This is a genomic window from Sphingobacterium sp. LZ11T8 (genome assembly GCF_024261425.1).
Classification (GTDB): Bacteria; Bacteroidota; Bacteroidia; order Sphingobacteriales; family Sphingobacteriaceae; genus Sphingobacterium.
The window spans coordinates 209584-235909 of record NZ_JANBZY010000003.1; the positions used below are offsets into that span (position 1 = coordinate 209584).

Consider the following 26326-nt stretch of genomic DNA (forward strand, 5'->3'; position numbering starts at 1 on the left):
TTGAGAGCATTAGTACGACTTTATATCAACTCCTATAAAGGCTTATCGCCTGCTGCATGGCTATTGGCATTGGTTATGCTGATCAACCGTGCGGGATCCATGGTAATTCCATTTTTGGGGATTTACATGTCCTCGGAATTAGGATTCAGCAAAACGCAGATAGGTCTCGTATTGGGCTGTTTTGGTTTAGGTTCAGTCTGCGGATCCTGGCTGGGAGGCTGGTTAACCGATAAATTCGGGAACTTCAAGGTACAGACCTGGAGCTTGATCTTGGTCATTCCGCTGTTCTTATTACTGCCTAACTTCAGGACCTTTGAGGGCTTGGCCATTATGATCTTCATCTTGACCTTGGTTGCGGACGTCTTCCGTCCAGCCAACTCCGTTTCTGTAGCAAGGTATGCCAAGCCTGAAAACATCACCCGTGCCTATTCCCTAAACCGGATGGCAGTGAACCTTGGTTTCTCCATAGGCCCGGCATTAGGAGGTTTTTTAGCTAAGTTTTCCTATAACTGGATATTTTACGGTAATGCCATCGCTGCAGCCTGTGCAGCTATTGTATTTATATATTTCTTTAGAAACAGAAAAGCAAGGACTGAAATAGGTCAGACGAAGGTTCAGGAAATTGAAGATGAAAAACCTGTCAGAAATGCCTATAAGGACGGACTCTTTATTGTATTCAATATTTTATGCTGTTTGTTCTCGATGGCATTCTTTCAATTATTGAGTACACTCCCGCTCTTCTATAAAGAGGCGCACAATCTCCACTCCGATGAAATCGGTTTATTGCTTGGATTTAGTGGTTTTGTGATCGTATTGTTTGAGATGGTACTGGTCCATGTAGTGGAACATCGATTTTCAGTCCGGCAGATTATGCTCTGGGGAACGGCGATTTCTGGAATGTCCTACTTGATGTTGACGGCAGACTTTGGGATTGCCTGGTTGTACCTAGCCATGTTTTTCCTGTCCACTGGAGAGATGTTAACATTACCATTTACAGCCACCGTAGCCATCAACAGAGCCAGTCGGAGCAATCAGGGCGCTTATATGGGCTTTAACTCTTTGGCTTTTGCTGCTGCCAATATATTTTCTCCCTTCTTAGGAACCTATACAGCTGAACACTTTGGCTATTCTACCTTGTGGACATCAGCAGGATTGATATTGATCTTCTGTGGGGTTGGATTTTATTGGATCATCAGCAAGATGAAAACAGAACATTAACCGACATTCCGTTCATATGGGACTCTTGTTGCAATAGATCTCCCCAAAGTGATTTCATCTACATATTCCAGTTCACCACCAAAGGCAATACCCCTGGCAATGGTACTGATCTGCACATTGAACTCTTTCAATTTGCGGTAGAGGTAAAATATCGTGGTGTCCCCTTCCATGGTTGCACTAAGTGCTAGAATTACTTCTTGGACTTGACCGGAACGTACACGGTCTATCAAACCCTCGATTTTCAGGTCTGCTGGCCCTATTCCTTCCATAGGTGATATCAAGCCGCCAAGCACATGGTAAACTCCACTATATTGGTTGGTATTTTCTATAGCCATTACATCACGGGTATCTTCGACAACACAGATCAAGGCTTTATCACGCTTCGGGGAAGCACAGATTTCACATTGCTCAGAATCAGAGATGTTAAAACAGGTACGGCAATATTTAATGTCTTGTTTCAATCGGTCCAAGGATTCAGTAAAACGGCTCACCTCGGCATCAGATTGTTTCAAGAGATGCAAGACCAAGCGTAAAGCTGTTTTTTTACCGACGCCGGGAAGTTTTCCAAATTCTTCCACAGCCTGTTCCAATAGTTTTGACGAAAAGTTCATTTTTCAAAATTACGAAAATAAAGAGCAAAAAAACACGCCAGAATTCTTTCGAATATCTGGCGCATCGGTTTATGAAACAAATCTATGTGTGCTCTAATTTAAAAATCCAAATAATCCCATTTCCCTCTGTATGCCCTACCCTTTAGATTATTGGCAAATGGGCTGTCGAACACTTCTTTGTTCGGATCCCATTTGATAGGTTTCTGTATTTGATAGGCGATGTTGACTGCATTACATACTGTAGCGGTTCTATGTCCAATTTCAACATCACAGATTGGTTTAGAACGTTTTTTGATGGCATCAACGAAATCCTGGTAATGGTCTTCCGAATAGTACACCTTCCGATCCTTCTCGGCAATCTGTAATTTTGGGAGGTCCGCTTTATCAGATCTCAGGAATTCCCTGGATACTTCAATCTTACCTTCTGTCCCTAAAAACTGGATAGCATTGAAGCTCCCCCAAGATTTATGATGGACTTTAATTCCATTTTTATAGGTGAAATATAGACCTTCCTTCGCCATGGGTATATCTGGCGGAGTAAAAGAAACAGGTCCTGATTGGTCCATTCCTAAGGCCCATTGAACGATATCAAACATGTGGGCTCCCCAATCCGTTACATATCCACCGCCGAATCCATGATACAGTCGCCATAGGGACCATTCAGGGGCATCTAAAGCTGGGCTTAAGATTGGATTATAGCCACGGTAAAGCGATGGGCCGATCCACGAATCCCAATCAAGATGTGCAGGGGTTGGCATGGAAGGCAGATCACATTCCTTTACAGGCTCTCCTACCGATACATTGACCTCTTTGATATCACCGATATAACCATTGCGGATCAGGTCAGCTGCCTGCCTAAAATTATATTGGGAGCGCTGCATACTTCCTGTCTGCAAAACCCTTTTATATTTCCGTACTGCATTTACCATTGCACGACCTTCATCGATGGTCAAAGCCAGAGGTTTTTCGCAATAGATATCCTTCCCTGCTTTTGCGGCATCAACCACATGCATGGCATGCCAATGGTCAGGAGAAGCAATGATTACGGCATCTATATCTTTAATGGCCAGCAAATCCCTATACTGTCCAAAACCTTGGACCTGATGAGCAGCCTTAGCGGCATTCAGCTTATTAGCCTTGCCAATGAAATTATTCAGTTTGCTACTATCCACATCAGCAGCCGCAATGACCATGGCCTCCGGAATTTTCATGAACTGGTTCAAAAGACCGTACATCTGCTTGCCTACACCGATAAATCCTAGGTTGAGACGATCGCTAGGTGCCAAGAAGCCATTACCACCCAAGACATGTCTAGGTATTATGGTAACTGCAGCTGCGCCTAAAGCGGTTTTACTAATAAAGTCCCGTCTATTCATTATAGGTTTAAGATTTTTTCAGTCGTGAATAGGTTTACGTTTGATAAATGTATTAAATCAGTTTAATAATTCAAAATTTAATTGAAATATTTATGTTTTTTTATGATAATAACAACAATCATCAAGCTTTCGAAAAATTTAATATAAAACCTTATATTACATCGAAAAGGGCGAAAAAAGCCCTTTCATGGACAAAAAACAAAAAGACCAAATGGTTAAAGACGATAAAATCAGAAATTCATTTGCCAATAAAACTTGGCAAGAAATTAAGGTAAAAGACTCTTGGCAAATCTTTAAGATCATGTCGGAGTTTGTAGATGGGTTTGAAAAATTGGCTAAGATTGGCCCCTGTGTTTCGATCTTTGGATCGGCAAGGACACCGGATGAGCATAAATATTATCAAATGACCGTAGAGATTGCGAGGCTATTGGCAGACCGCGGGTACGGTGTTATATCAGGTGGTGGACCAGGAATCATGGAAGCTGCCAATAAAGGAGCCTATACGGCCGGAGGTAAGTCGGTAGGACTGAACATTGAACTGCCACATGAGCAATTCCACAATAAATATATTGACCGCGATAAATTACTGGAGTTTAATTATTTCTTTGTCCGCAAGGTTATGTTCATGAAATATTCTCAAGGTTATATCGTATTGCCAGGAGGGTTCGGGACAATGGACGAACTGTTTGAAGCTGTTACATTGATACAAACTGGTAAGATTGCCCGCTTCCCTATCGTACTGGTTGGTACTGAATACTGGAACGGCCTTTTTGACTGGATCAAAAACACCATGCTTGGCAATAAATATATCAGCGAGGAAGATCTGAACCTATACAGAATGGTGGATACAGCGGAAGAAGCTACTGAACATATCTTTAGGTTCTATGATAAATATCTGTTGAAACCGAATTTTTAGGGTTGAACCAGGATGGAAGGGATGAGAGGATGGACCAAGATCAGGGATTGAACCAGGATGGAACGGATGAGAGGATGGGCCAAGATCGGGGATTGAACCAGGATGGAAAGGTAGCCGATTTTGTAGGGGCTTATTGCATAAGCCCACCTCTTGCAATCCTAACAATAATATCTCCCTTTAGGGTGATTAACTCCTTTATCCTTTTAGGACAGATAATAACCCCTAGAGGGGGTGAAATCTTTGTAGAAACTTGATGTCTGTAATGGCGAACCCACTGCGTGGGTGAAATATTTTACAACAAATCTCCTTTTATGGGCATAAAGTAAAAAAATAGTTCCCTCATCTTACGATTTCGGGATGACAAAAACCTCTAAATAAATAAAAAATAGATTCTTCGCTTCACTCTGAATCCCTCTTTAGCAAATTTTGATTCTGAACGATTAGTAAGGGATCTGTACGGTTTTCCACAAAAGGACACTGTCCTCCTAAATCGAAGATTTAGGAACTGTTCCCTAATTCAAAAATTAATATTCGGTTCTTTGATTTGGATTGTTCCGAGATCCTTCCTGCGTCAGGATGACACAAAAAACCTTAACTTAATGACATTGCCCCGATGGGGTTCTATATATAGAAATTAAGAAATCAATGTTTTTCAGGGCCAACATCCTGTCATCAACTTCTTATAAATTTAGTCCAAATTTTCACTTCTAATTATGACTAAAAGAATTAAATAAGGACATTGCCGTCTGGTACCCTATCGCCAAAATATTAAGGCAGTTTTTTCATTGCACTATAATGTCATTAGGTTTCGATAAGTGTTACTCAAATTGTCAAAACACAGGTAAACAGCCAGCTGGCATGAACAACATTATAAAAAGAAAGTCCCTCGGCACAACCGAGGGACTTTCAATATTTATTGGAATTAAATTTTTGCTTAGAAGTTGTAAGTCAAACCTGTGTTCCAAGTAGTACCTAAACCGTAGAAATAACCGAAAGCATCTTTTCTAGAGAAGTAGTTCTCGTTGAAAAGGTTTTTCACATTACCTCTGAATTTAATGTTTTTACCGTTTTTCAAGTTGAAAGTATAGCTTAAACCAGCATCTACTACGTTATAAGCTTTTAATTCTTCAGGTTGGTAAACTTCATTGTTCAAAGATGATTTGATTACGTCATCTACATTCACATTACCGTATAATCTAGCATAGTGGTTGTAATCAGCATCGATTGAGAATTGAGGAAGGATAAAGTATTTAACACCAAGACCAAAAGTTGTCTGTGCAGCATTACCTACTTTTACACCAGTTAAATCTTGACCTGCTTTATCTTCGAAAACGATATCAAATGAGTTGTTATCTCTTACACGGTAAGGAGATGTACCATCATATTTCCAGTCACCGATTGATCCGTAACCTCTTAATTTAAGGTTAGAAAGAACGTTTACATCAAATTCTAATTCTAAACCTTTGTGAAGCTGACCAACACCAGTGAATAAGTAAGTTACATCAGGGTATGTTGTTCCACCTACAGTATAATCTCTTGCTGTGTAATCAGTGAATCTGTTATCCCATTTTGTGTAGTAAGCATTGAAGCTAACTGCAACGATTGGGTTAGAATATTTATAACCAGCCTCAACACCGAAGATTTTTTCATTATCCACTGAAGGATCTACAAAATCTACCGTATTAGAAACAAATACGTTATCTAAGAATGGTTGACGGGAGTATTGTCCAATATTAGCGAAAATTGTGTGTGCATCTTCGAAAGTATAGGAAGCACCTCCTTTAATGTTGTAACCGAATTTGTTATCGAATTTAGATTTCTTTTCGCCTTCAGCATAGTTCCAACGATCGATTTTTTGGTAAGATTGGTTAGAAAGGGAACCCTGAACGAATGCAGTGAATCCATCTAAACTATATTCTACTTGACCAAAAAGACCTTGGTAATTGATTTTCTCGGAGTTGTCATATCCTACTCTTTGATCTACATCAGCACTATTGAACAATGAAGACCAAGGGTTAGTTGAGAAAGTCTCAGAAACTACATAACCTTTTTCACGAGTTTTATTATCGGCGATACGACCTTCAGAACCTAATAGGTTAATCAATTGTTGGAAGTGATCACCTTTGTAGAAACGTAAATCAGCACCTAAGTTGAAAGAGAAGTTTTCGTTTGCTTCGAAGTTGTAGTTAGAAACCAAACCGTACCAGAAGTGGTTGTTTACAGAAGCTCTTAATGCAGAACCATTGTTTCCGCTAGAGATTTTGTTAGGTTGAGCAGCATTAATAGCAGCTAGGGCATCCCAGTTTGTAGTACCATTTGCTGCGTTAAAACCATTAACGGTATAACCTGGACCATTACCCAAGATACCAGTACCACCACCTTTACCCATTGAAGCGTAAAGTACGGTAGAAAGAGATGATTTATCATCAATTTTCAAGTCCCAGTTTAAGTTCGTTACTGGCTTGTGGTAGAAGTTAGTTCTTTGAGAAAGACCTTCACCGTTGTACCAACCGTAGTTAGAGTTACCTCTTTCACCAGTGATATCATAACCTGGAGTAGCAATAACTTTAGTTTTATTTCCTGTAGGACCGATTTCTCTGTAGCTAGTCTCTAAAGGTTTAGAGAAGTTTTGGTCGTGCCACTGTGGAGCACCAAAGATCATGAAGTTGAAGGTGTTGTTATCATTTGGCTTGTAACCCACAGAAACAAAATAGTTTTGTCCAGCACCTGCAGTACCTAGAGCATATTTTTTATCAGCTCTCCATCCGTTCAACATAAATGATACCCCCCATTTTCCTTGCATACCAGTACTGTAAGAAATCATAGCTTTTGCTAATCCATCATTACCAGTTGACATACCTACGGAACCTCTTCTTACCATGTCAGTAGCTTTAGTTACGATGTTCACTGTACCACCCACTGAAGAAATAGCTAATTTAGAAGAACCAAGACCTCTTTGAATCTGGATCAAGTTAGCAACATCAGACATAGCTGACCAGTTAGACCAGTACATGTTACCATCTTCCATACCATTGATAGGTTGACCATTTAATAAGAATGCCGTATTCGATTGGTCGAAACCACGAACGAACATTTTAGAATCACCAAAACCACTTGCTTGGTCGGCAACGTAGATTGATGGGGTGTTCTTCATTAATTCCGGGAATTCAACGTTAGCACCACTTTTTTCTTGAATTTCTAAAGGTGTAATGGTTGATACAGCGATAGGCGTTTTTCTATCGGCGATATCAATAATACCTTTACCAATTACCACTACTTCACCAATTGCTTCACCATCTTCTTGAGCTTGTAAAACAATTGTTCCTAAATCAGATTGTCCTTCTGCGAATTTGATTTCGCTAGTGTTGAATCCTAGAACGCGGAAAATTAAAACACCTGATGTTTTTGGAGAGTTCAGGGTAAAAGCTCCATTTGCATCAGTCGATGTACCTGCCGATGTGCCCTGTACTAATACAGATGCCCCCGCAACCGGATTGGTGCCATCAGTTACAACACCTCTTAGGACTGTCTGTGCCCAAGCGACGTTGCAAAGCAACAACATTGAGAATAATGTTACTAATTGAGTAGAGATTTTTTTCATACTTCTATTTTATTAAAATAAGTAGTGCAAAAGTATAAAGACATATTGATTTTCAATCTCGATTAACATAAACTTAATATACTCACTACCACGTTTTTGCATTTAATTGACTTATTCGAGTAAGCAAAAATTTAAAACTTAATTAGTTTTTTAAACAACTATTCATTTTGGTTGAAATTTTGGCAATGAAACCGATGGGAAATTGATATTTTAACAAATTTTAACATTCTTGAAATTGTTGAAAAGTTTTTTCCTATTTCTAACGATTTAGCAGTTATCGCAACAACTATTTTTATAAACGGACAAAAATCAGGCGATTAACATGATCGATAAGAAGGAAAATAAAGCAACGTTTTTTTTGAAATTCGATAATCCCAAATTTTGAAAAGGAGTAATTAATGTTTTGGAACAAAAAAAAGGGAACTAAAAACTTAGTCCCCTTTCAAATGCTATAATTTTCTTAGTCCAGGTAAGCGTAGGTAATCCCATCTCCGCCCCTGTCGGCATGTTCATCTTCAAAACGGCTAACCTGGTTATATTTCCTTAAATAATCGCGGATGAATTTGCGCAAAATCCCATCTCCTTTACCGTGTACTATCTTTAATGATGGATATCCAATCATAACGGCGCGATCTAAAACCTGCTCTATTTTACCTAAAGCATCTTCAGTTCGCATGCCACGTACATCAACCTCGGGACTAAAGTCAGCAACACTATCCGAAGCAACGGATCTAAATCGCTTAGCGGCCTTAGCTTTCTCCTTTCCTCTCAGTTTTTCTACTTTATTTTTTTTGACAACCGTCCGGAGATCACCGAGGGCCAAGATCAGGTTATTCTTCGCAATCTCAATCACTTGGGCTTCATTACCTGTATCAATAATTTTCACCCAGTCCCCTACCTCTACCGTTTCAGCAGTTTCGTTGACAACCTCAGGCTTTTTGATTTCCTTAACTGATTTTTCCTTCAGGTTATCGGAAGCATGTTGCAATCCAGCTCTCAGTTTTTTGGTCTCTTCCTTATCGGCCTGTTTGGTCTTGATTTCAGCAATGGTATTTTCAACCAGTTTATTGGCGCTCTTAATGATCTGCCTAGCTTCTTCCTTGGCATCTTTGAGCAATTGTCGCTTATTCTCTTCCAAATAGCTCTTTAATTCATTCAATTCAGCTTGCTGTCCTACGATTTCTTTTTCACGCAGATTGATGGCAACCTTCGTATCGTAGACCTCTTTCTTTTCGCGTTCCAGGTCGACCAATAGGGTATCTACTTTCTTTTGCTGAACACCGATTTTCTGTTTGGCTAGGTGAAGGACTTCTTTAGGCAAACCAATATTCTGTGCGATTTCAAAGGCATAGGAACTACCTGGTTTCCCTGTCTGAAGCACATATAAAGGCTTCATCGCTTCATTATCGAATAGCATGGATGCATTTTCGATACCTTCTGAATTGCTCGCAAAGACTTTCAGGTTTGAATAGTGGGTCGTGATCACTCCCCGAATTTGCTTTTTGTTCAGTACTTCCAAGACAGCTTCGGCAATAGGGCCACCGAACTGCGGATCTGTACCCGTTCCGAATTCATCGATCAGGACCATTGTCCTGGCATTTGAAAACTGGGTAAAGTGCTTCATCTTGGAAAGATGTGCCGAGTAAGTACTTAAATCGCTGTCGATGGATTGATCATCCCCGATATCCGCAAAGAATTGCTTGAAAACACCAAGCTTAGAATTGGTATCACAAGGAATCAACAGGCCCGATTGAAACATCAACTGTAAGAGGCCAACGGTTTTCATACATACGGATTTACCTCCTGCATTAGGTCCTGAAACCAACAAAACACGATCCGTTCCATCGATCCTGAGATTCAATGGAACGACCGAATGATGACCTTCTTGTTTCGATGCCAAATAAAGAAGTGGATGTTTGGCATTTACCAGGAACACTTCAGCTTCTTTGGAAAGTTCAGGCATTTGCGCATCTATATCCAATGCGAACAATGCCTTGGCCCTCACAAAATCCAATTTGGTCAACAGCCCATGGTATGCAAACAATAAGGGAACATGAGGCCTTAGTTCAGAAGTCAGCGTGGTCAAGATCCTGACGATCTCCCTCCTTCTTTCAAATTCCAGATCCCTAACCTTATTATTAAGGTGGAACACTTCTTCAGGTTCAATATAAGCCGTTTGGCCTGAAGCCGATTCATCATGGATCAGACCTTTCAGCTTACGCTTATTTTCGGCTAGAATGGGAATACATAACCTACCGTCGCGGATGGTCAAACTCCCATCAGCTGTCCAACCATTCTGTTGCGCTTGCTTATAAACAGTATCAAGGCGTTTCCTTGCTTCCTGTTCTGCTTTGCTGATCTGTGAGGTTATTTCTAATAAGAGCTTAGAGGCATTGTCCTTGATCTTTCCCCTATCGTCGATGATCTGTTCGATCTGACGCAGGATATTCTTTTCTATAGGAAGGTGCTCGAAAAGCAGTTCCAGGTTTGGGTATTGCTGAGCACGGTCATTGAAATAACGGATTACGGCATAAACCGTCCTTAGGGATAGCAAAACACGGTGAAATTCTTCTTCCAGTAGGAAGGAGCCTTCAACTTTTGCTTTTTCAATAATGGCTTTTATAGGGTAAAAATGGTCTACAGGAAGAGGAGCATCATGGACAAGGAGTTCCTTGAACTCATTTGCCTGACGCAAGAAGCGATCGATTAAATCCAATTTCACTTGAGGTTGGATTTTATCTACCAATTCTTTCCCCGCCTCACTAAGGCATTTTGCCTTGATGAGCTCCTTAATTTCCGTAAATCCTAACTTTTCTACTGCGTTCTGTGGATATATCATTTGCTATTGTACAATAGGTCTTTCGCGTGGCCTAGTGACCGGCTTCAGTCTTTCGTTTCGATGTCTAAAAGGAATAGTATCTAAATTATCCTGCGGCTTCAACTCAGTTGGTTTTTGTACATCAGGTGAAGTTTCGGGAGTTGTATTTTCAGGGATTGGCAAAGTAGATATATCGGGGGTTTCAGTACCCATTGGTGCTTTCTTTTCCAAAATATTTTTTTCCCAAAAGCGCATCAATCCTACAGGTTCATAAAATCTTCTGGTCCTATCGGCAATGCTAAGTTCCGCAGAATCAGCTTCGGCATTTAGGATCATATTGTTCAAGGTCTGTAATTTAACTTGCATTCTGGTAACTCTGCTCATGCTATCCTGCAAAATGAGATTCTTCAAGGAATCCTGACTATAATAACTGCGTTCTCTTTTTTCCAGGGTTTTGACGACCTGGTCGTAAGTCTTTACGGTTAATGTGGGATTTCCGAAATAATAATTTACATTCTTGGTAAATTTTGCAGAATCTATTCCGAATTTAGCAAAAAGCTGCTCATACAGCGGGTCAATGACCTTTTTGGCACTATCCACGGGTATATTAGAAATGTAACCGTCAAGGATATGCACCTCGGTCATGAGCTCAACCATGTCTTCTTGGGGCAAAATACCTTCAGGAACCTGCTTTTTGCAGGAGAAAACGATAAAAAACAAAGGAAGTAAACCCAGTATTAAGCGTTGCATTTTGTAAATTTGTACAAAAATACGGAAAAGCTTGCAATAAGCTTTCCAATTTTCATCAATGCGAACCCTTTTTCATCATGAGTATAGCAAAGAATATTACAGAATTACAAAAAGAATTGTCGCCTATCGGTGTTACATTAGTTGCGATTTCGAAAACAAAGCCTAATGAAGATATTATGGAGGCCTATGAGGCAGGTCAACGGATTTTTGGTGAAAACCAAGTTCAGGACCTCGTTGCCAAATATGAAAGCTTGCCCAAAGACATTGAATGGCATTTGGTTGGCCACCTTCAGACCAATAAGGTTAAATACATAGCTCCTTTTGTAAGTTTGATCCATTCTGTTGACTCCTTGAAGGTTTTGGCTGAAATCAATAAACATGCGCTAAAGAACAACCGCATCATCGACTGCCTATTGCAGGTGTATATTGCTGATGAGGATACAAAATTCGGTTTGGACCATGCTGAGGCGATTGAACTATTACGTTCTGAGGAGTTTGAAGGATTTAAAAACATCCGTATCCGAGGATTGATGGGGATTGCCAGCAATACGGAAAACGAAAAGATCATTAAAGAAGAGTTCTATGAGTTAAAAATGCTTTTTGACGGAATAAAGACCACTTATTTCCGCAAAGAGGAAAGTTTTGATATCTTGTCCATGGGTATGAGCTCTGATTATAAGATTGCTATCGAGCAAGGCAGCAATATGGTAAGATTAGGAAGTACCATATTTGGTAAGAGAGTCATCAAACACTATAAAGCACAATAATGAGTTTAACCATTCGCAATGCAGTAAAGGCAGACTGCCCAAGGTTATTGGAATTGATCAAGGAATTGGCCCTGTTTGAAAAAGCACCTGAAGAAGTGACGGTCAGCATGGAGGAATTTGAAGATTCTGGATTTGGGGAAAATCCGGTTTGGTGGGCATTTGTTGGTGAATACGAAGGTGAAATTATTGGTATGTCCTTATATTATATAAGGTATTCGACCTGGAAAGGGAGAAGATTGTATTTAGAGGACATTATCATCACGGAAAGCATGCGTGGCAAAGGTTTCGGAAAAGATCTGCTGGATCATACCATTGCTTATGCCAAAGAGCAGGGATATTCTGGGATGATGTGGCAGGTACTAGATTGGAATACCCCAGCAATAGATTTTTATAAAAAGTATAACAGCAAATTCGATGAAGAGTGGATCAATGTCAATATCAATTTTTAGACCCAGCCTATACCCTATCTTAGCGTCTGTATTCCTTTTGGCCTCAGCCAGTTCTTGTCAGAGCAACAAAACAGATGGATCTAAATCGCATAAAGTGGTCGTTACTGGATCTAAAGACACCCTTGTTTACAACGACACCAGCATTAAAGAGATCAGTCCTTATTTTGCTGCAGATGGTGATCGGATTGACACGACCTATGTTGGATTGACATATCCAATTTTTGAGGACAGTACGATGAACCGATACGTCAAAGAAAACATTCTTTTGGACAAGGAACAGACATTGGAACAATATGTCCATAATTTCTTGGAGGGATATGCCAATTTTGTTGAAGAAAATGAGGTAAAACATCCTCTTGCTTGGCAAAAGGAAACCTTTATCGGTGTGATGATGAATAACCCCTATCTCATCATGATGGACAATATCACCTATGAGTTTTCGGGAGGTGCCCATGGCAATAGTTATACCCTATGGAACGTTTATGATGTCCAAACAAAAGAAAAATTAAAGCTGAATACGTTTATTTCTGAGAATAAGATGAAAGAATTTACTAAAATTGCAGAAAGATTCTTTCGAAAAGAGGAAGGACTCTCGGATACCAGCAGCTATAAGGATGATTATTTCTTCGAAAATGACACATTTTCCTTGGCAGCTAATTATGGGGTTTCCAAAGAGGGCATCATATTTTTTTATAATCCCTACGAAATCAAACCCTATTCGGGAGGTACCACTTATCTCACCATTCCTTATGAAGAAATTCAGGATTGTATGACCCAGACCGGAAAGAATTACATAAAAAACATTACAGAGTATTACAATTCAATTCAGTAGCGTAAATGCAGGTATTTAAATTTGGCGGAGCCTCCGTTAAAAGTGCAGAAAATATAAAAAATGTAGTTTCCATTGTTGAACGATATAAGGATTCTTCCCTTTTGATCGTGGTTTCGGCAATCGGTAAAACGACAGATAAGTTGGTAAAAGTGACAGAGAGTTACATCAAACGTGATGGTGCATGTTTTGAACACCTTGAAAGTTTGAAGAAAGAACATTTTGATATCCTGCATGAATTGTTTCCTGACCATAACCATCCTGTTTATGATGATATCGCCAATACTTTTGTAGAAATTGAGTGGATCTTGGAAGAAGAACCGCAAGATGACTATGACTATCTCTATGACCAGATCGTTTCTGTAGGAGAATTGCTTTCTACCAAAATTGTTGCTGCATATTCTTCTTATCAAGGATTAGCAACCCAATGGGTGGATGCAAGGGATTTTATCATGACCGATAACACTTACCGTGAGGGCAAAGTGGATTGGGAAAAGACAGAAGAAAAGATCCGAAAGGATCTGCCAAGCATTTTAGATGAATATATCGTCGTTACACAAGGATTTATCGGTTCAACTTCTGAAAACTTTACGACTACCCTTGGCCGAGAAGGTTCAGATTATTCTGCGGCCATCTTTGCTGCAAGCCTAAATGCAGAAAACATCACGATATGGAAGGATGTACCGGGAGTCCTGAATGCGGATCCTAAGTGGTTTGACCAAACAGAACTTATTCCTGAACTATCCTATACCGATGCAATTGAATTAACATATTATGGAGCAACGGTGATTCATCCTAAAACCATCAAACCGCTTCAAAATAAGAAAATCACACTGAATGTCCGTTCATTTATTAACCCAGAAGAGCCTGGTACACAGATAAAAACAACGAACCAAACCCTTCCTGTGCCTTCTTTTATCTTTAAGGTCAATCAGGTCTTTATCAATATTCAACCGCGCGATTTCTCCTTTATCGTAGAGGATAACTTGAGCCATATCTTTGATGCCTTCCACCAGAATCGAATCAAGATCAATATGATGCACAACTCTGCTATCAGTTTCTCGGTAAGCGTGGATGATACCGGAGAGAATGTCCTAAACCTATTGGAACAGTTGAAAAAGAGATATAAGGTATCAGTGGCCACTGGATTAGAATTAATTACCATTCGATACTACAATCAACAAACTATAGATCGCGTTTTGGTAAATAAGGAAATTTTTCGCGAACTTAAGGATAGTTACACTTGCCAAATGCTGGTGAAAAACAAAGATGAATAAACACATTTTAGAGAAGGATGTTCAACAATTCATTAAGGCTAACCGGGAGAAATCTCCCGCAGAGGTAGCCTTGAAGAAAAGTCCTTTTCCGAATGTGAGCTCAGCAGAATTGGCCTCCCAGATTGATGGATGGCAACGTAGCGTTAAGAAATTACCTACCTGGGCTTTCAGCGAAGGCATTTATTATCCTGATAAGATCAATCTCGAGCAGTGTTCCTCTGAACATACTGCACTCATCAAGCAAACTTTGATTGCGAAAGGAAGCCGTGTTATTGATCTGACAGGGGGCTTTTCTGTGGACAGCTGTTATTTAGCGCAAGAGGCTGAAGAGGTCATCCATTGTGAACTCAATGAAAGGCTTTCTGAAATTGTGGCCTATAATGCCAGCATACTCCGGGTCAATAATTTGGTTTGCAAAGCTACTGATGGCATCGAATTACTCAGACAGAGTGAAGACCATGCCTTTGATTATATCTATGTAGACCCCTCAAGAAGGGTGAACCAAGGAAAGGTATTTCTTTTGGAGGATTGTGAACCGAATATTGTTGCCAACCAGGACCTTTTCTTTAGCAAGAGCAAATACATCATCAGCAAAGTTTCTCCCCTTCTGGATATCAGTACTGCGTTGACAAGCCTTAAACATGTCAAATTTGTTTATGTCATCAGTCTGGATAATGATTGTAAGGAGTTGTTGTTCATTCAGGAGCGCGGATTTGAAGGAGAGACCAAGATTAAGGCTATACGATTATTTGCCGATCAACTGCAAACATTTGAGTTTACTTATGACGCAGAAAGGGCAACGATGAACCGCTATGCTGAACCACAGCATTATCTCTATGATTCGGATGTCGCGCTTAGCAAAGCTGGTGCCTTTAAGAGCGTTGGGAAGTATTTTGGATTAGGAAAGCTCCATCAACACTCGCATCTATATACTTCTGAGGTTTTTCAACCTGAGTTTCCAGGCAGGGTGTTCGAAATAAAACAGGTTCTTCCCTATTCAAGTCTAAAAAAGAACAATCCGTTTGTCCAGGCCAATATTGCCACTCGAAATTTTCCGGAGAAAGTCGAGGTGATTCGTAAGAAACATAAGATCAAAGATGGCGGAAAAACCTACCTATTCTTTACTACGGACAGTAACAATCAGTTTATTGTCATCGAATGCATGAGGATTCGATAAAATAGTTATTGAGCTAAAGTACACAGTAAAGCCAAGTAATTGAAGGTCCTTTTTTCAAGTTTTTGTCCCTTCCTTCCTGGAATTTTAAGAAAATCGGATTGGATAGCAACTCTGTTTGGATCACTTCATCCTTATATTCGGAAAGATGGATGAATCGCTTGCTTTCTCGGTCCTGGAATACGGAATACCTGAACCTCGAATTATCTAATCCCTCAAACGCCTTTAAGAAATCCTGGATCCTATCTTTATTCTCTCCTTCATATTCGGGAAAAACTTCATATTCTACTTTTACGGCAAACATAATTTTTAAATTAAATTGTTCAGTTTATATCCATTCACCAGGTTTGTTCTGATCTATCCACCATGGAAATCCAGTAATTCCCTTCGACTTCAAGCGCTCAATAAGCTGGGCTGTATGATGCTGAATATGCCTGATGGTATTTAAATGCAATTCCAATCTGCTATAAGGATACCACTCAAAACCGGAATCTGCTTCCAAGGGCAATAGCGTTAAGGAGCTTTCCAAATTTTGTTCAACCTCGTGGATAAATTCCAATATCTCTTGCTTAGAATGAAGTCCTACCACTTCAACTTCTGAGTTTTCCCAGTCTTTATCTCCACCTAAACTTTCTGCGCCTTCAATTGCTCCAGCAAAAGGCACAAAGGTTTCATAACTTGCAGATAGGTACAGTTTGGCGCTCCATATCGTATGATAAATCAATTGCCAATTTGGATTGTTATACTCATGACTGTTCCATTCAGTATCAGATACTTTTTCGGTCACATCACGTAACATGCCTAGGGCAGCTCGGTACTGGGATAATAAAATTTTAATAACACTTGAATATTCCATGATATAAACATTGATTTTCTCAAAAGTATAACATTCAATGACAGTAGTTTGTCAACAGAAACTTAATACTTTTTTAACTTTTGTAAAAAATAATAGGATTAATATTGTGGAGATTTGCATGGACAAAAAAAATCAATTCTTACAGAATTAAAAAGGAGATGAAAAAATGAACAATATTTTAACAAAAAACACAATTATCAGACTAATACTAATCTGGTTGATGGTTTTTATATTTATGTTTTTTGGAAAAAGTATTGAAGGCCTTTACGGAAACAACACATTGGCTATAGGTATTTTCGTACTTGTATTGGCAACTATCATCGGTGCTGCCTTTGGAGTTGTTAAAGAAGCTGATGAATTGGCCCATAAACTCGGTGAACCGTATGGAACGCTGATCCTAACCCTTTCCATTGTCTCCATCGAGGTCATCTTGATTGTTGCCATGATGTTCGGCCCTGAGGACAACCCGACCATTGGAAAAGATTCCATTTTTTCTGTGATGATGATCATTATGAACTTGGTTTTAGGTCTATGTATTCTTCTTGGTGGTCTAAGACATGGAGAGCAGGAGTATAACGCACAAGGAACAATTACCTATTTATCCATGATCATTATGCTTGGCGGGATCTCGATGATGATTCCCAATTTCATCGAAGGAAAAGGGAATGGGGAATTTACCACTGTACAGGCCGCCAGTATTTCAGGATTGGTCATTTTACTTTATGGGTTCTTTTTGGCCTATCAAATGAAGGGATATAGGCATCTCTATATTCAACCCAAACCCGGACAGATGGAAATCCTTTTCAGCCAACGGAATGAAAGCCAACAAACTGACGGACATGAAAATGAAAAAGTAAGTAAAAAAGAGGTGTTATTGCGGACTTTGGTGTTATTAGGAATGATATTGCCCATTGTTCTCTTATCCCATAACCTTGCTACTTTGGTTGATTATGGAATCAAGGAAATGAATCTTCCTCCATTGTTAGGTGGAGTATTGATTGCCATCATTGTGTTTACACCAGAATCGATGACAGCGGTTAAAGCAGCAATGAATAATGAGTTCCAACGTGCTATCAACCTATGTCATGGTGCTTTTGTATCTACGGTAGGTCTTACGGTACCTGCAGTATTGATTATTGGTCTTATAGCTAGCAAAACAGTCTTATTTGGTATGACCACAACAGAAACCATACTCTTTGTTATTACCTTGATCTTGAGCATGCTTTCCTTTTCTGGTAGAAGGACCGCTCCTATTGTAGGGATTATGCATTTAGTTCTGTTTGCGGTCTTTGTGATATTAATTTTCAATCCTTAAAGAGGATATTAAAGATAATTATTAAGTAACATCAAGAATTGAACGGAGAGCGTTGTTTTTTCCTAGCAACGCATCTCTTTCAATCTACATGCAAAAAGAGCTGTCCAAGGACAGCTCTTTTTGTTGTTTCAACTCTAAATAATTAAATAACCTCGATTCTAAACCTGGTTATTTGCTAATATTCTATTTCAATCAATGCTTTCAATGGAATAAGAATTCCATGTTTAATCTGGATATACCTATCGGTTAAGGACCACACAGTTGTTTCTATACGTTTTGGACCGTCTTCAGTATTGAAAACGATAGTAGTCTTCGATTTGAATTCATTGCCCAAGCGCACAGCACCTTGTAGTTTGTTTGAAAATTGGGTTGTTTTATCAGTCTCGGCGGGGATAATTCTAAATTTATCTACGTCTTCTTTTTCAATTAATGTTCCAGTCATTCGTCAATCTAATTAAGAGGTTTAAAAGGTTAACGTTAATTTATAAATTAATATATATTTCAGCAAGATTTTAGGGCAGAATATTAAATTAGTTACATTTGCATTAGATTTCAGAACACATATAAATGGGCATATTTGAAAAGGAATGGACATTGAACTTCACCCAATGTTATCCTAACGGGCAGTTGAAATATAGTGAATTAAACAACATTTTACAGATTACGGCGAGTGAGCATGCTGAGAACTTAGGGTTTGGCTATAAGGCTATGTTTGATGTAAGACAGTCTTGGGTGCTGAGCAGGATGCTGATTGAAATAGACAGTTTGCCAAAATATACCCAGACCGTGAAGATCCGAACCTGGATCCAGGATTTTACGGGAAGCCGTTCCATCCGTAATTTTGAATTATGGCTTGGTGATCAAGTATTGATTAGTGCCAGCAGTCTATGGATGGTATTTAACATCAGAACCCGAAGAGCAGATACCTTTGCCCTGAGCACAGACCACATGGAGTTTTTTAGAGATAAAATCCCTACCAAAAATGCTGTTGAGAAAATTGATGGCAACGTGGATTTTCAACTTTTGAGCGACTATAGGGTAAAATTGTCCGACCTAGACATTGTAAACCATGCCAATAACGTCAAATACATGGAGTGGTGCTTTGATGCAATGGACCCCAAAAGTATCTTAAAAGGCTCCTTTACTCGCTTAGAAATGAATTTCCTGAAAGAATTGAATTATGGAGACGGTATAGAAATCAAGGAATTTGAGGACAAAATATTCAGCATCCAGAAAGATGGCAGGATACATTTCCTGATGCGATTGACCAAATAAATATCAAAAAAAATCCCCCGAACCAAATCGAGGGATTTTTTTATGCATTAGCTGTGACTATAAAGCCCAAGCTTTATCTCCTTTTTTGTATGGATAATTACCATCAAATTTTCCAGGAATCTTTACAAAGCGTAATGCTTGTTTCATTCCTACTTCTGAAGTAAAGTAACCGGTCAATGTCAATTGTTTCAACATGGTGAAGAAGTGATTTGCATCGCCTTCTTTTTTGTTGCTTTGATATTCATTGGCTTCTTTATCGTAATTATTTACAAATTGTAGTTTCTCTTCAGCTGAAAGCTCTGCGAATCCTTTTTTGAATTCTTTTTGAGCACGATCATCTACACCGTTCAGACCATCCATAAAGGCTTTCTGATCTTTCTCTTCGTAGCAATCGCGGATCATCACTGGGATAAACTGACCAACACCAGCCTCTTTTGCGCCTGGAGTGGAGGTTTTAGGAAGAATAGCTTCGGCTAATTCACCCAAAAAATCAGGTGTATCACCTTCGAATAAGGATGCAACTTCTTTCGAAGCAGGTCTAGTACAACCTTGTAAGAACAAGTTCGCACCAATTACAGAACCCCCAACGATGAATGCAACGTTTTTTAATGCCTCTCTTCTATTCATTGTTCTTTAATTAAATTGTGTATTTAACATCCCAACCTTGGCGATAGTTACGTTTTACAAACTGATTAACCACGTCAAAGTTAGTAACTTTCATATTTTCGTTATCCCATAATAGCTTCAAGCTACGTCCAGGATATCTTCCATCTACACGTAAATCAGCACCACGGATAGCTAAGTTAGCCATTAATAGCGCCTCAGTCAATGGACCTGAGATTTCGAAAGGAGCACTTACTTCTTTCTTGCCATATCCTGCGATACAAGCTTCCACCCATTGTGCATAGTGACCACCTGCAGCTCCTGGTACACGCTCATATTTCAACGCTACGTTTTCTTTTCTAGAGGTAGGAAGTAACCTTGCGTTCTCACCGTAAGTATCAGCTAAGATTTTTCCTTTATCACCGATCAATAAGATACCATTACCACCATCACCGAAAATTTCGTTAGGTCCTAATTCTTCAGGACGAGCTGGTTGAATACCACCGTCCATCCAGTGCAAGGTCACAGGTCCTGTAGTTCTAGCAGCTTTCGGGAAAGTCATTGTCGCGTGAGAAGATGGAGGACAGCTTTCTGGGAAGTATCCACGTTTGAACTCATCCACATAAACTGAACCTACAGATGCTTGAACATCTTGTACATAAGTAAGCCCTAGGACGCTAAATGGAACCTCTAATAGGTGACATCCCATATCTCCTAGTGCACCTGTACCGTAATCCCACCAACCTCTCCAGTTGAATGGAACCAATTTATCTACAAAATCCTTTTGAGGAGCAGTTCCTAACCAAAGATCCCAGTTCAGTTCAGAAGGTACATTAGCCTTTTGCGTAGGCCAAGAAATACCTTGAGGCCATACCGGACGGTCAGTCCAACAGTAAACCGTATGAACATTACCGATCAGACCAGCTTCATACCACTCACGCGCCTGTCTAGGACCATCATTCGATGCTCCTTGGTTACCCATTTGAGTAACGACCTTGTATTTTTTGGCAGCATCCGTTAGAACCCTTGCTTCCCATACATCGTGTGCCAATGGCTTCTGAACATATACGTGCTTACCTAACTGCATCGCAGCTAAAGCTTGGATAGCGTGGTTATGATCGGGAGTTGAAACAGAAACAGCATCAATGTTCTTGTGCTCTTTGTCCAACATCTCGCGGTAATCTTTATAATATTTAGCTTTTGGAAAACGCTTTCTTGAAGTGGCAGCTCTACGGTCATCCACATCACAAAGGAAAGCAATATCTGCTTTTCCTGAATCATGGAATGATTTGATATCACTCTCACCTTTACCACCTACACCGATACCCGCAACAACTAATTTATCACTAGGAGCAGTAAATCCAGTACCACCTAATACGTGTCTAGGCACGATGCTGATTCCAGCCGCTGCTATCGCAGAATTCTTAATAAAATCTCTTCTTGAATTATTCTTACTCATATTATTGGGTTTAGTTTGTTATAAATTACCTTTTTTCAGCTCACTTACAGCAAAATCTACAGCTCTTGCAGTCAAGGCCATATAAGTCAATGAAGGATTCACACATCCTGCAGAAGTCATGGCAGCTCCGTCAGTAACAAATACGTTCAATGCATCCCATACTTGGTTGTTGCCATTCAACACTGAAGACTTAGGATCTCTACCCATTCTTGCAGTTCCCATTTCGTGGATACCCATACCGAAATTATAACCGCCATCATAAGTATTTACATCCTTAACGCCGATTTTCTCCAACATTTCCTTCATCTCTTCGGTCATGTCCTTACGCATTTTTTGCTCATTGTCCTTGATTTCCATATCCATCGACAATACAGGTAAGCCCCATTTATCTTTGACAGTCTTATCCAATGAGATTTTATTTTCATGGTAAGGAAGGATTTCACCGAATGCTGTAAATCCAACGCTCCAGTTTCCAGGTTCGCATAATGCATCTTTCCATGCACCACCCACCTGCATTTCTGCAATCTCTCCAGACCAACGGCCACGGCTTCCTGAACCCTGATAACCAAATCCACGTACATAGTCACGTTTCTTGGTATCACTAGGGATATTTACAAATCGAGGTACATAAAGGCCAGTAGGACGTCTTCCGAAGAAATACTTGTCATCATAACCTTCAACCCTACCACCAGCTCCCAATCGGAAGTGGTGATCCATTGCATTGTGTCCCAATTCACCACTGCTACTTCCCAATCCACCTTCCCAAACATCAGTAGCCGAGTTCATCAACACCCATGTTGAGTTAAATGCAGAAGCACATACAAAGATTACTTTTGCAAAGAACTCATAAGTTTTATTTGTTTCAGCATCAATGATCTCAACACCTTTTGCTTTTTTGGTGTCTTTATCATAGATGATCTTCGTTACGATAGAGAATGGTCTCAACGTCAGATTACCGGTCTTCATTGCTGGAGGTAATGTAGAAGACTGTGTACTGAAATAACCTCCAAAGTTACATCCCAACCAACATTGATTTTGGTATTGACAGTTGATACGGCCAGTATGCGGTTGGGTAATATTGGCGGTACGTCCCATAATGAAGTGACGATTTCCACCATATTCTTTCTTCAAACGCTCAGCTAGATCTTTCTCAACGATGTTAAAATCCATCGCAGGCAAGAAATCGCCATCCGGAAGTACATCCAGACCATCACGGTTACCGGAAATACCCGCCCATTTCTCAGCATAGCTATACCAAGGTGCGATATCTTTATAACGGATAGGCCAATCTACTCCATGGCCATCTTTCAAGTTTGCTTCAAAGTCCAGATCACCTAAACGGTAACTCTGACGACCCCACATCAACGAACGACCTCCAACATGATATCCCCTAAACCAGTCAAAGCGTTTCACTTCCGTGTATGGACTTTCTTTTTCATTAACCCAGAAATCTAAGTTTTTCTCGTTCAATGGGTAATCACGTTTTAAAACAGGGTAATCCTTCTCCATCTGCACTGTCCTACCACCACGGTGTGGATATTCCCATGCGTCTTTGTTGGCATGATAATCTTTCACGTGCTCCACATTGCGGCCACGCTCTAGCATAATTGTTTTCAGACCTTTCTCAGTAAGTTCCTTGGCTGCCCAGCCACCACTGATTCCAGATCCGATAACAATAGCATCATATACATTATTTTCCACCATTATCTTTTAAATTTTAATTAGTTTTCTACTTGTGTCTGAATAGTTTCCTTTTTGAAGAAAAGCATGAAGATGATCATCACCACAAATGCAATCCCCGCAGGAACTATCCATAATTTATTCCAGAACAAAGCCAAATCCGATGCTTTGATGTTCACATACATGTCACTCACATAACCTGCCACCCAGAATCCGATCAATTGGCCTACTCCATATGTTGCCAACGTAATCAATCCCTGAGCCGCACTCTTATTATCTTTTCCAGCTTTAGAATCTGTGTAGATCTGACCTGATACAAAGAAAAAGTCATAACAGATCCCGTGCAGTGCAATACCGATCAATAGCATAAAGGTCATCTCGCCTGCATTGCCATATGCGAATAATACATAACGAATTACCCAAGCCAACATTCCCAACAAAATGGTGTTCTTAAAACCAAATCTTGTAAAGAATACAGGTAATAACAATAAACAAAGTGCTTCTGAAATCTGACCGATCGTCATTTTACCTGTTGCATTCGCTAAACCGATCTCGGTTAAGAATGGATTCGCATATTGGTAATAAAACGCCAATGGAATACAGATCAGGATAGAACAGATAAAGAACACCAAGAAGTTACGATCTTTCAATAACTTGATGGCATCCAATCCTAAGATCTTAGAAATGCTTTCTTTCTCACCACTGTTTCCAGCTTTCACAGGTGGAGTTTTCGGTAGAGTAAATGAGAAGATACCCAAAACCAAAGAAGCAATTGCTGACATCATAAAGGTGTTTTTCAACAGGCCTTCTTGTAAGCCTTCTGGGCTATCCCATTTAAATAGGTAACTGATAGACAATCCAGCGATAATCCATCCGATAGTACCCCAAATACGAATAAATGAGAATTCCTTTTCAGGATTCTTCATCTGTCTAAATGATACGGAATTCACTAATGAAAGTGTTGGCATATAGAGGATCATATAGCCTAGAACATAAGGGAAGAAAGATCCGATGGAATCACTCTGATAAAGTTGGTACATTAGGAATGCCCCAACTAAGTGCAGAATACCAAGGATTCTTTCTGCATTGAAATATCGGTCTGCAATCATTCCGATGATAAATGGAGCTATAATAGCACCCCATGACTGTGTAGAGAACACATTTGCGATCTCCAAGCCTGACGCTTTTAAATTGTTTCCTAAAAATGTTCCGAGCGTAACGAACCAAGCTCCCCAAATAAAAAATTCGAGGAACATCATGAAAGAGAGTTTAAATTTAATTGATGAAGACATTCTAAAAGGTTTACTAAAATCTTGAATTTAAAGATAGAGATAATATGCTAATAACAAAATATAATCACGAATTTGTTTCAATACTAAATCCCTTTAGCATTAGAAGGAATCAACCTCCCTATAGGCTTTAACCAAGGTTTCTTCACCTTCTTTGCCCGACTTGGACATACCGTGCTCCATTCCAACCACACCTTTATACCCCTTCTCGTACAACCATTTAAATAGGTTCTTATAATTGATTTCTCCAGTTGTCGGCTCCCTTCTTCCCGGGTTGTCACCAACTTGGATATAACCGATTTCACTCCAGCATAAATCCATCATCGGAATTAAATTCCCTTCATTTTTTTGTTGATGGTATACATCATATAGAATCTTACATGATGGGCTATTTACAGCCTTACAGATTTCATAGGTTTGATCGGTAAATCTTAAGAACAGGTCTGGCGTATCACTCAATGGTTCCAATACCATGGTAATACCGTGCGGTTCGAATATTTCCGCTCCTTTTCTCAACCCTTCTACAACATTCGCAGTCTGCACACCAATTGGAAGGTTTCTGACATAATCTCCCGGTACCACAGTTACATGCTTTGCATGACAACGTTTCGCGATCTCGACAGACTCCCTGCATCCCTTTAGAAACACATCTACAAACTCCTGTTTTCCAGCAGCTAATGAATTCGCACCATTACCACCTTTGGGCACCACAAATACACCCATGGTCATCCCTAACTTCGCTAGCAAATCACCGATTTTCTTTTGTTCATCCACCGAACGACCTGGCATGCCATTGTCTTCAATTCCTCTGAAGCCTAAGTCATACATATATTGAATTTCATCAAGGAAATTCTTTCCTGCCGTTGCACTGAACATCCCTTGGTGCGGCGCATAGTTTAATTTGAATGGTTGATTGGCTGATTTCGATTCCATAGGTTTTTGAGATTGATCATTGGCAGAAAGCCCATTAGAGAATAATGAAGCTCCAACCAAAAGGGAACTGTTTTTTAAAAAATCCGAACGTTTCATTTAGGTATAAGTTTAAATTTTAAGTATTTAATCGGTTAGCAAATACTTCTTGAATCCAGCAGATTGGGCTTCTTTCACTGTCCCTTCCTCCAAATACATTAAATAAATATCAATTATATTTTTGGAATTCGCAAATGAAATCGCGTCCTCTGGTTTCATCGCAATGAACACATTATCATAGGCATCCGCCTCCATTGCTGTATTGGCAACCACTGTTACTGATATAATCTGTGATTTAATCGGAAACCCTGTTTTGGGATCCATATGATGTGAAAACCTGTAATCTTTTACTTTACGAAACTTCTCGTAACTCCCTGAGGTCGTGACCGCTTTGTTTCTTAATTCCAGAATATGGTCTGAACCTCCGATAGCCTGCTCCGGCCTTTGCACCAACACCTTAAAAGTGCTTTGATCGGGTTTTGTACCATAAGCCCTAATCTCTCCCCCCACCTCTACAATAAAACTTGCTATTTTCTTTTTTAGGAGAAAGTCATGTAAAACATCAACAGTGTAGCCTTGGGCAATTCCATTCAGATCAACCTCCACCTTTGGGGCCTTCTTTTTCAAGGTTTTTCCCGATAAGCGAAGTTTATCCATCCCGACATGCTCCATCGTTTCCCTGATAGTCGCTGTATCTGGAATATCAACGACTTCCTTTGGACCAAATCCCCATAAGGAAACCAATGGCATCACCGTAACATCAAATAAACCTTTCGAGTCTTTATATACTCGGAAAGATTCCTTCATCACTTTTAACATATGAGGATCCAATTTCATTTTATCCGTATTGGGATCATTAAACCTTGAAATTTGGGAATCCTTCTTATAAAGGGACATGGATTGATCTATGACCGCAAATATACTGTCGATAGAAGATTGGGTAATTGAAGCTGTTGGAGCGTAATAGCTAATGGTATAGGTTGTACCTTGAGCCCGTCCGTAAAGTTCGTGTTTCTGTAAAGCAGAAATTGGTTGCTGCCCATAGGCACAGCAACCAATTAATATCATAATGATAAAATTACAGAGTTTTATCA

At 39.7% G+C, this 26326-nt stretch carries 23 protein-coding genes; 9 read left to right on the forward strand and 14 right to left on the reverse strand.

Features of this window, described 5'->3' with window-relative positions; genetic code table 11:
* Positions 1-1218: an MFS transporter gene (locus NLF99_RS09095; RefSeq protein WP_185213686.1), complete on the forward strand. Its 1218-nt coding sequence runs from the start codon at positions 1-3 to the stop codon at positions 1216-1218.
* Here the strand turns inward: NLF99_RS09095 and recR are convergent.
* Both recR and NLF99_RS09105 read right to left on the reverse strand, forming a co-directional pair.
* Positions 1215-1829, reverse strand: a complete 615-nt coding sequence (gene recR / locus NLF99_RS09100) for a recombination mediator RecR (RefSeq protein ID WP_185218398.1) — start codon at positions 1827-1829, stop codon at positions 1215-1217. The two genes, NLF99_RS09095 and recR, sit on opposite strands and share 4 nt — an antisense overlap.
* A 98-nt stretch (positions 1830-1927) precedes the next feature.
* Positions 1928-3205, reverse strand: coding sequence for a Gfo/Idh/MocA family protein (locus tag NLF99_RS09105; RefSeq protein ID WP_254527855.1), 1278 nt, complete (start codon positions 3203-3205; stop codon positions 1928-1930).
* Positions 3206-3416: 211 nt separating this feature from the next.
* Between NLF99_RS09105 and NLF99_RS09110 the strand changes: the two genes are divergently transcribed.
* Positions 3417-4121, forward strand: coding sequence for a TIGR00730 family Rossman fold protein (locus NLF99_RS09110; RefSeq protein WP_093097958.1), 705 nt, complete (start codon positions 3417-3419; stop codon positions 4119-4121).
* A gap of 934 nt (positions 4122-5055) precedes the next feature.
* On the opposite strand, the gene NLF99_RS09115 is transcribed toward NLF99_RS09110, so the two are convergent.
* From NLF99_RS09115 to NLF99_RS09125, 3 genes are all read right to left on the reverse strand, one after another.
* Positions 5056-7722 (reverse strand): TonB-dependent receptor, encoded by a 2667-nt coding sequence (locus NLF99_RS09115; RefSeq protein WP_185218400.1) that lies wholly within the window; start codon positions 7720-7722, stop codon positions 5056-5058.
* A gap of 460 nt (positions 7723-8182) precedes the next feature.
* Positions 8183-10561 carry an endonuclease MutS2 gene (locus NLF99_RS09120; RefSeq protein WP_254527856.1) on the reverse strand — a complete coding sequence of 793 codons (2379 nt, stop codon included), beginning with the start codon at positions 10559-10561 and terminating at the stop codon, positions 8183-8185.
* Between the two features lie 3 nt (positions 10562-10564).
* A complete protein-coding gene (locus NLF99_RS09125; protein WP_185213681.1) occupies positions 10565-11290 on the reverse strand; it encodes a DUF4296 domain-containing protein in 726 nt (241 codons plus the stop codon).
* Positions 11291-11367: 77 nt separating this feature from the next.
* Here NLF99_RS09125 and NLF99_RS09130 point away from each other — a divergent pair, with 77 nt between their 5' ends.
* Genes NLF99_RS09130 through NLF99_RS09150 form a run of 5 tightly spaced genes read left to right on the forward strand, consistent with a single transcriptional unit; the run spans position 11368 to position 15789 of the window.
* Positions 11368-12057, forward strand: coding sequence for a YggS family pyridoxal phosphate-dependent enzyme (locus NLF99_RS09130; RefSeq protein WP_185218403.1), 690 nt, complete (start codon positions 11368-11370; stop codon positions 12055-12057).
* A complete protein-coding gene (locus NLF99_RS09135) occupies positions 12057-12506 on the forward strand; it encodes a GNAT family N-acetyltransferase (RefSeq protein ID WP_185213679.1) in 450 nt (149 codons plus the stop codon). Before NLF99_RS09130 ends, NLF99_RS09135 begins: the two co-directional genes overlap by 1 nt.
* Positions 12487-13338, forward strand: a complete 852-nt coding sequence (locus tag NLF99_RS09140) for a DUF3298 and DUF4163 domain-containing protein (protein ID WP_185213678.1) — start codon at positions 12487-12489, stop codon at positions 13336-13338. Before NLF99_RS09135 ends, NLF99_RS09140 begins: the two co-directional genes overlap by 20 nt.
* A gap of 5 nt (positions 13339-13343) precedes the next feature.
* Positions 13344-14612, forward strand: coding sequence for an aspartate kinase (locus NLF99_RS09145; RefSeq protein WP_185213677.1), 1269 nt, complete (start codon positions 13344-13346; stop codon positions 14610-14612).
* Positions 14605-15789: a class I SAM-dependent methyltransferase gene (locus NLF99_RS09150; RefSeq protein WP_254527857.1), complete on the forward strand. Its 1185-nt coding sequence runs from the start codon at positions 14605-14607 to the stop codon at positions 15787-15789. The genes NLF99_RS09145 and NLF99_RS09150 overlap by 8 nt, the downstream gene beginning before the upstream one ends.
* Before the next feature lie 13 nt (positions 15790-15802).
* Here the strand turns inward: NLF99_RS09150 and NLF99_RS09155 are convergent, their stop codons facing one another.
* Both NLF99_RS09155 and NLF99_RS09160 read right to left on the reverse strand, forming a co-directional pair.
* Complete coding sequence (locus NLF99_RS09155) at positions 15803-16090, reverse strand: hypothetical protein (RefSeq protein WP_254527859.1); 288 nt, start codon at positions 16088-16090, stop codon at positions 15803-15805.
* Positions 16091-16114: 24 nt separating this feature from the next.
* Complete coding sequence (locus NLF99_RS09160; protein WP_254527861.1) at positions 16115-16642, reverse strand: DinB family protein; 528 nt, start codon at positions 16640-16642, stop codon at positions 16115-16117.
* 235 nt (positions 16643-16877) lie between these two features.
* Between NLF99_RS09160 and NLF99_RS09165 the strand changes: the two genes are divergently transcribed.
* The gene (locus NLF99_RS09165; RefSeq protein WP_214648507.1) at positions 16878-17957 is read left to right on the forward strand and encodes a calcium:proton antiporter; all 1080 of its coding nucleotides are present in this window, start codon (positions 16878-16880) and stop codon (positions 17955-17957) included.
* Between the two features lie 175 nt (positions 17958-18132).
* Here the strand turns inward: NLF99_RS09165 and NLF99_RS09170 are convergent, their stop codons facing one another.
* Positions 18133-18399 carry a hypothetical protein gene (locus tag NLF99_RS09170; protein ID WP_093097978.1) on the reverse strand — a complete coding sequence of 89 codons (267 nt, stop codon included), beginning with the start codon at positions 18397-18399 and terminating at the stop codon, positions 18133-18135.
* A 125-nt stretch (positions 18400-18524) separates the two neighbouring features.
* Between NLF99_RS09170 and NLF99_RS09175 the strand changes: the two genes are divergently transcribed.
* Positions 18525-19232, forward strand: a complete 708-nt coding sequence (locus NLF99_RS09175; RefSeq protein ID WP_254527864.1) for an acyl-[acyl-carrier-protein] thioesterase — start codon at positions 18525-18527, stop codon at positions 19230-19232.
* A 57-nt stretch (positions 19233-19289) separates the two neighbouring features.
* Here NLF99_RS09175 and NLF99_RS09180 read toward each other — a convergent pair whose 3' ends face one another.
* From NLF99_RS09180 to NLF99_RS09205, 6 genes are all read right to left on the reverse strand, one after another.
* Positions 19290-19859, reverse strand: a complete 570-nt coding sequence (locus NLF99_RS09180) for a gluconate 2-dehydrogenase subunit 3 family protein (protein WP_185213672.1) — start codon at positions 19857-19859, stop codon at positions 19290-19292.
* A 10-nt stretch (positions 19860-19869) separates the two neighbouring features.
* Entirely contained in the window at positions 19870-21294 is a 1425-nt protein-coding gene (locus NLF99_RS09185; protein ID WP_254527865.1) for a Gfo/Idh/MocA family protein, read from the reverse strand.
* Between the two features lie 18 nt (positions 21295-21312).
* Positions 21313-22995 (reverse strand): GMC oxidoreductase, encoded by a 1683-nt coding sequence (locus NLF99_RS09190; RefSeq protein WP_185218430.1) that lies wholly within the window; start codon positions 22993-22995, stop codon positions 21313-21315.
* A 20-nt stretch (positions 22996-23015) separates the two neighbouring features.
* Positions 23016-24266: a nucleoside permease gene (locus NLF99_RS09195; protein WP_185213670.1), complete on the reverse strand. Its 1251-nt coding sequence runs from the start codon at positions 24264-24266 to the stop codon at positions 23016-23018.
* 99 nt (positions 24267-24365) lie between these two features.
* Positions 24366-25292 carry a hydroxypyruvate isomerase family protein gene (locus tag NLF99_RS09200; protein WP_185213669.1) on the reverse strand — a complete coding sequence of 309 codons (927 nt, stop codon included), beginning with the start codon at positions 25290-25292 and terminating at the stop codon, positions 24366-24368.
* A gap of 27 nt (positions 25293-25319) precedes the next feature.
* Positions 25320-26300, reverse strand: coding sequence for an FAD:protein FMN transferase (locus NLF99_RS09205; protein WP_254527866.1), 981 nt, complete (start codon positions 26298-26300; stop codon positions 25320-25322).
* Between the last annotated feature and the right edge of the window lie 26 nt (positions 26301-26326).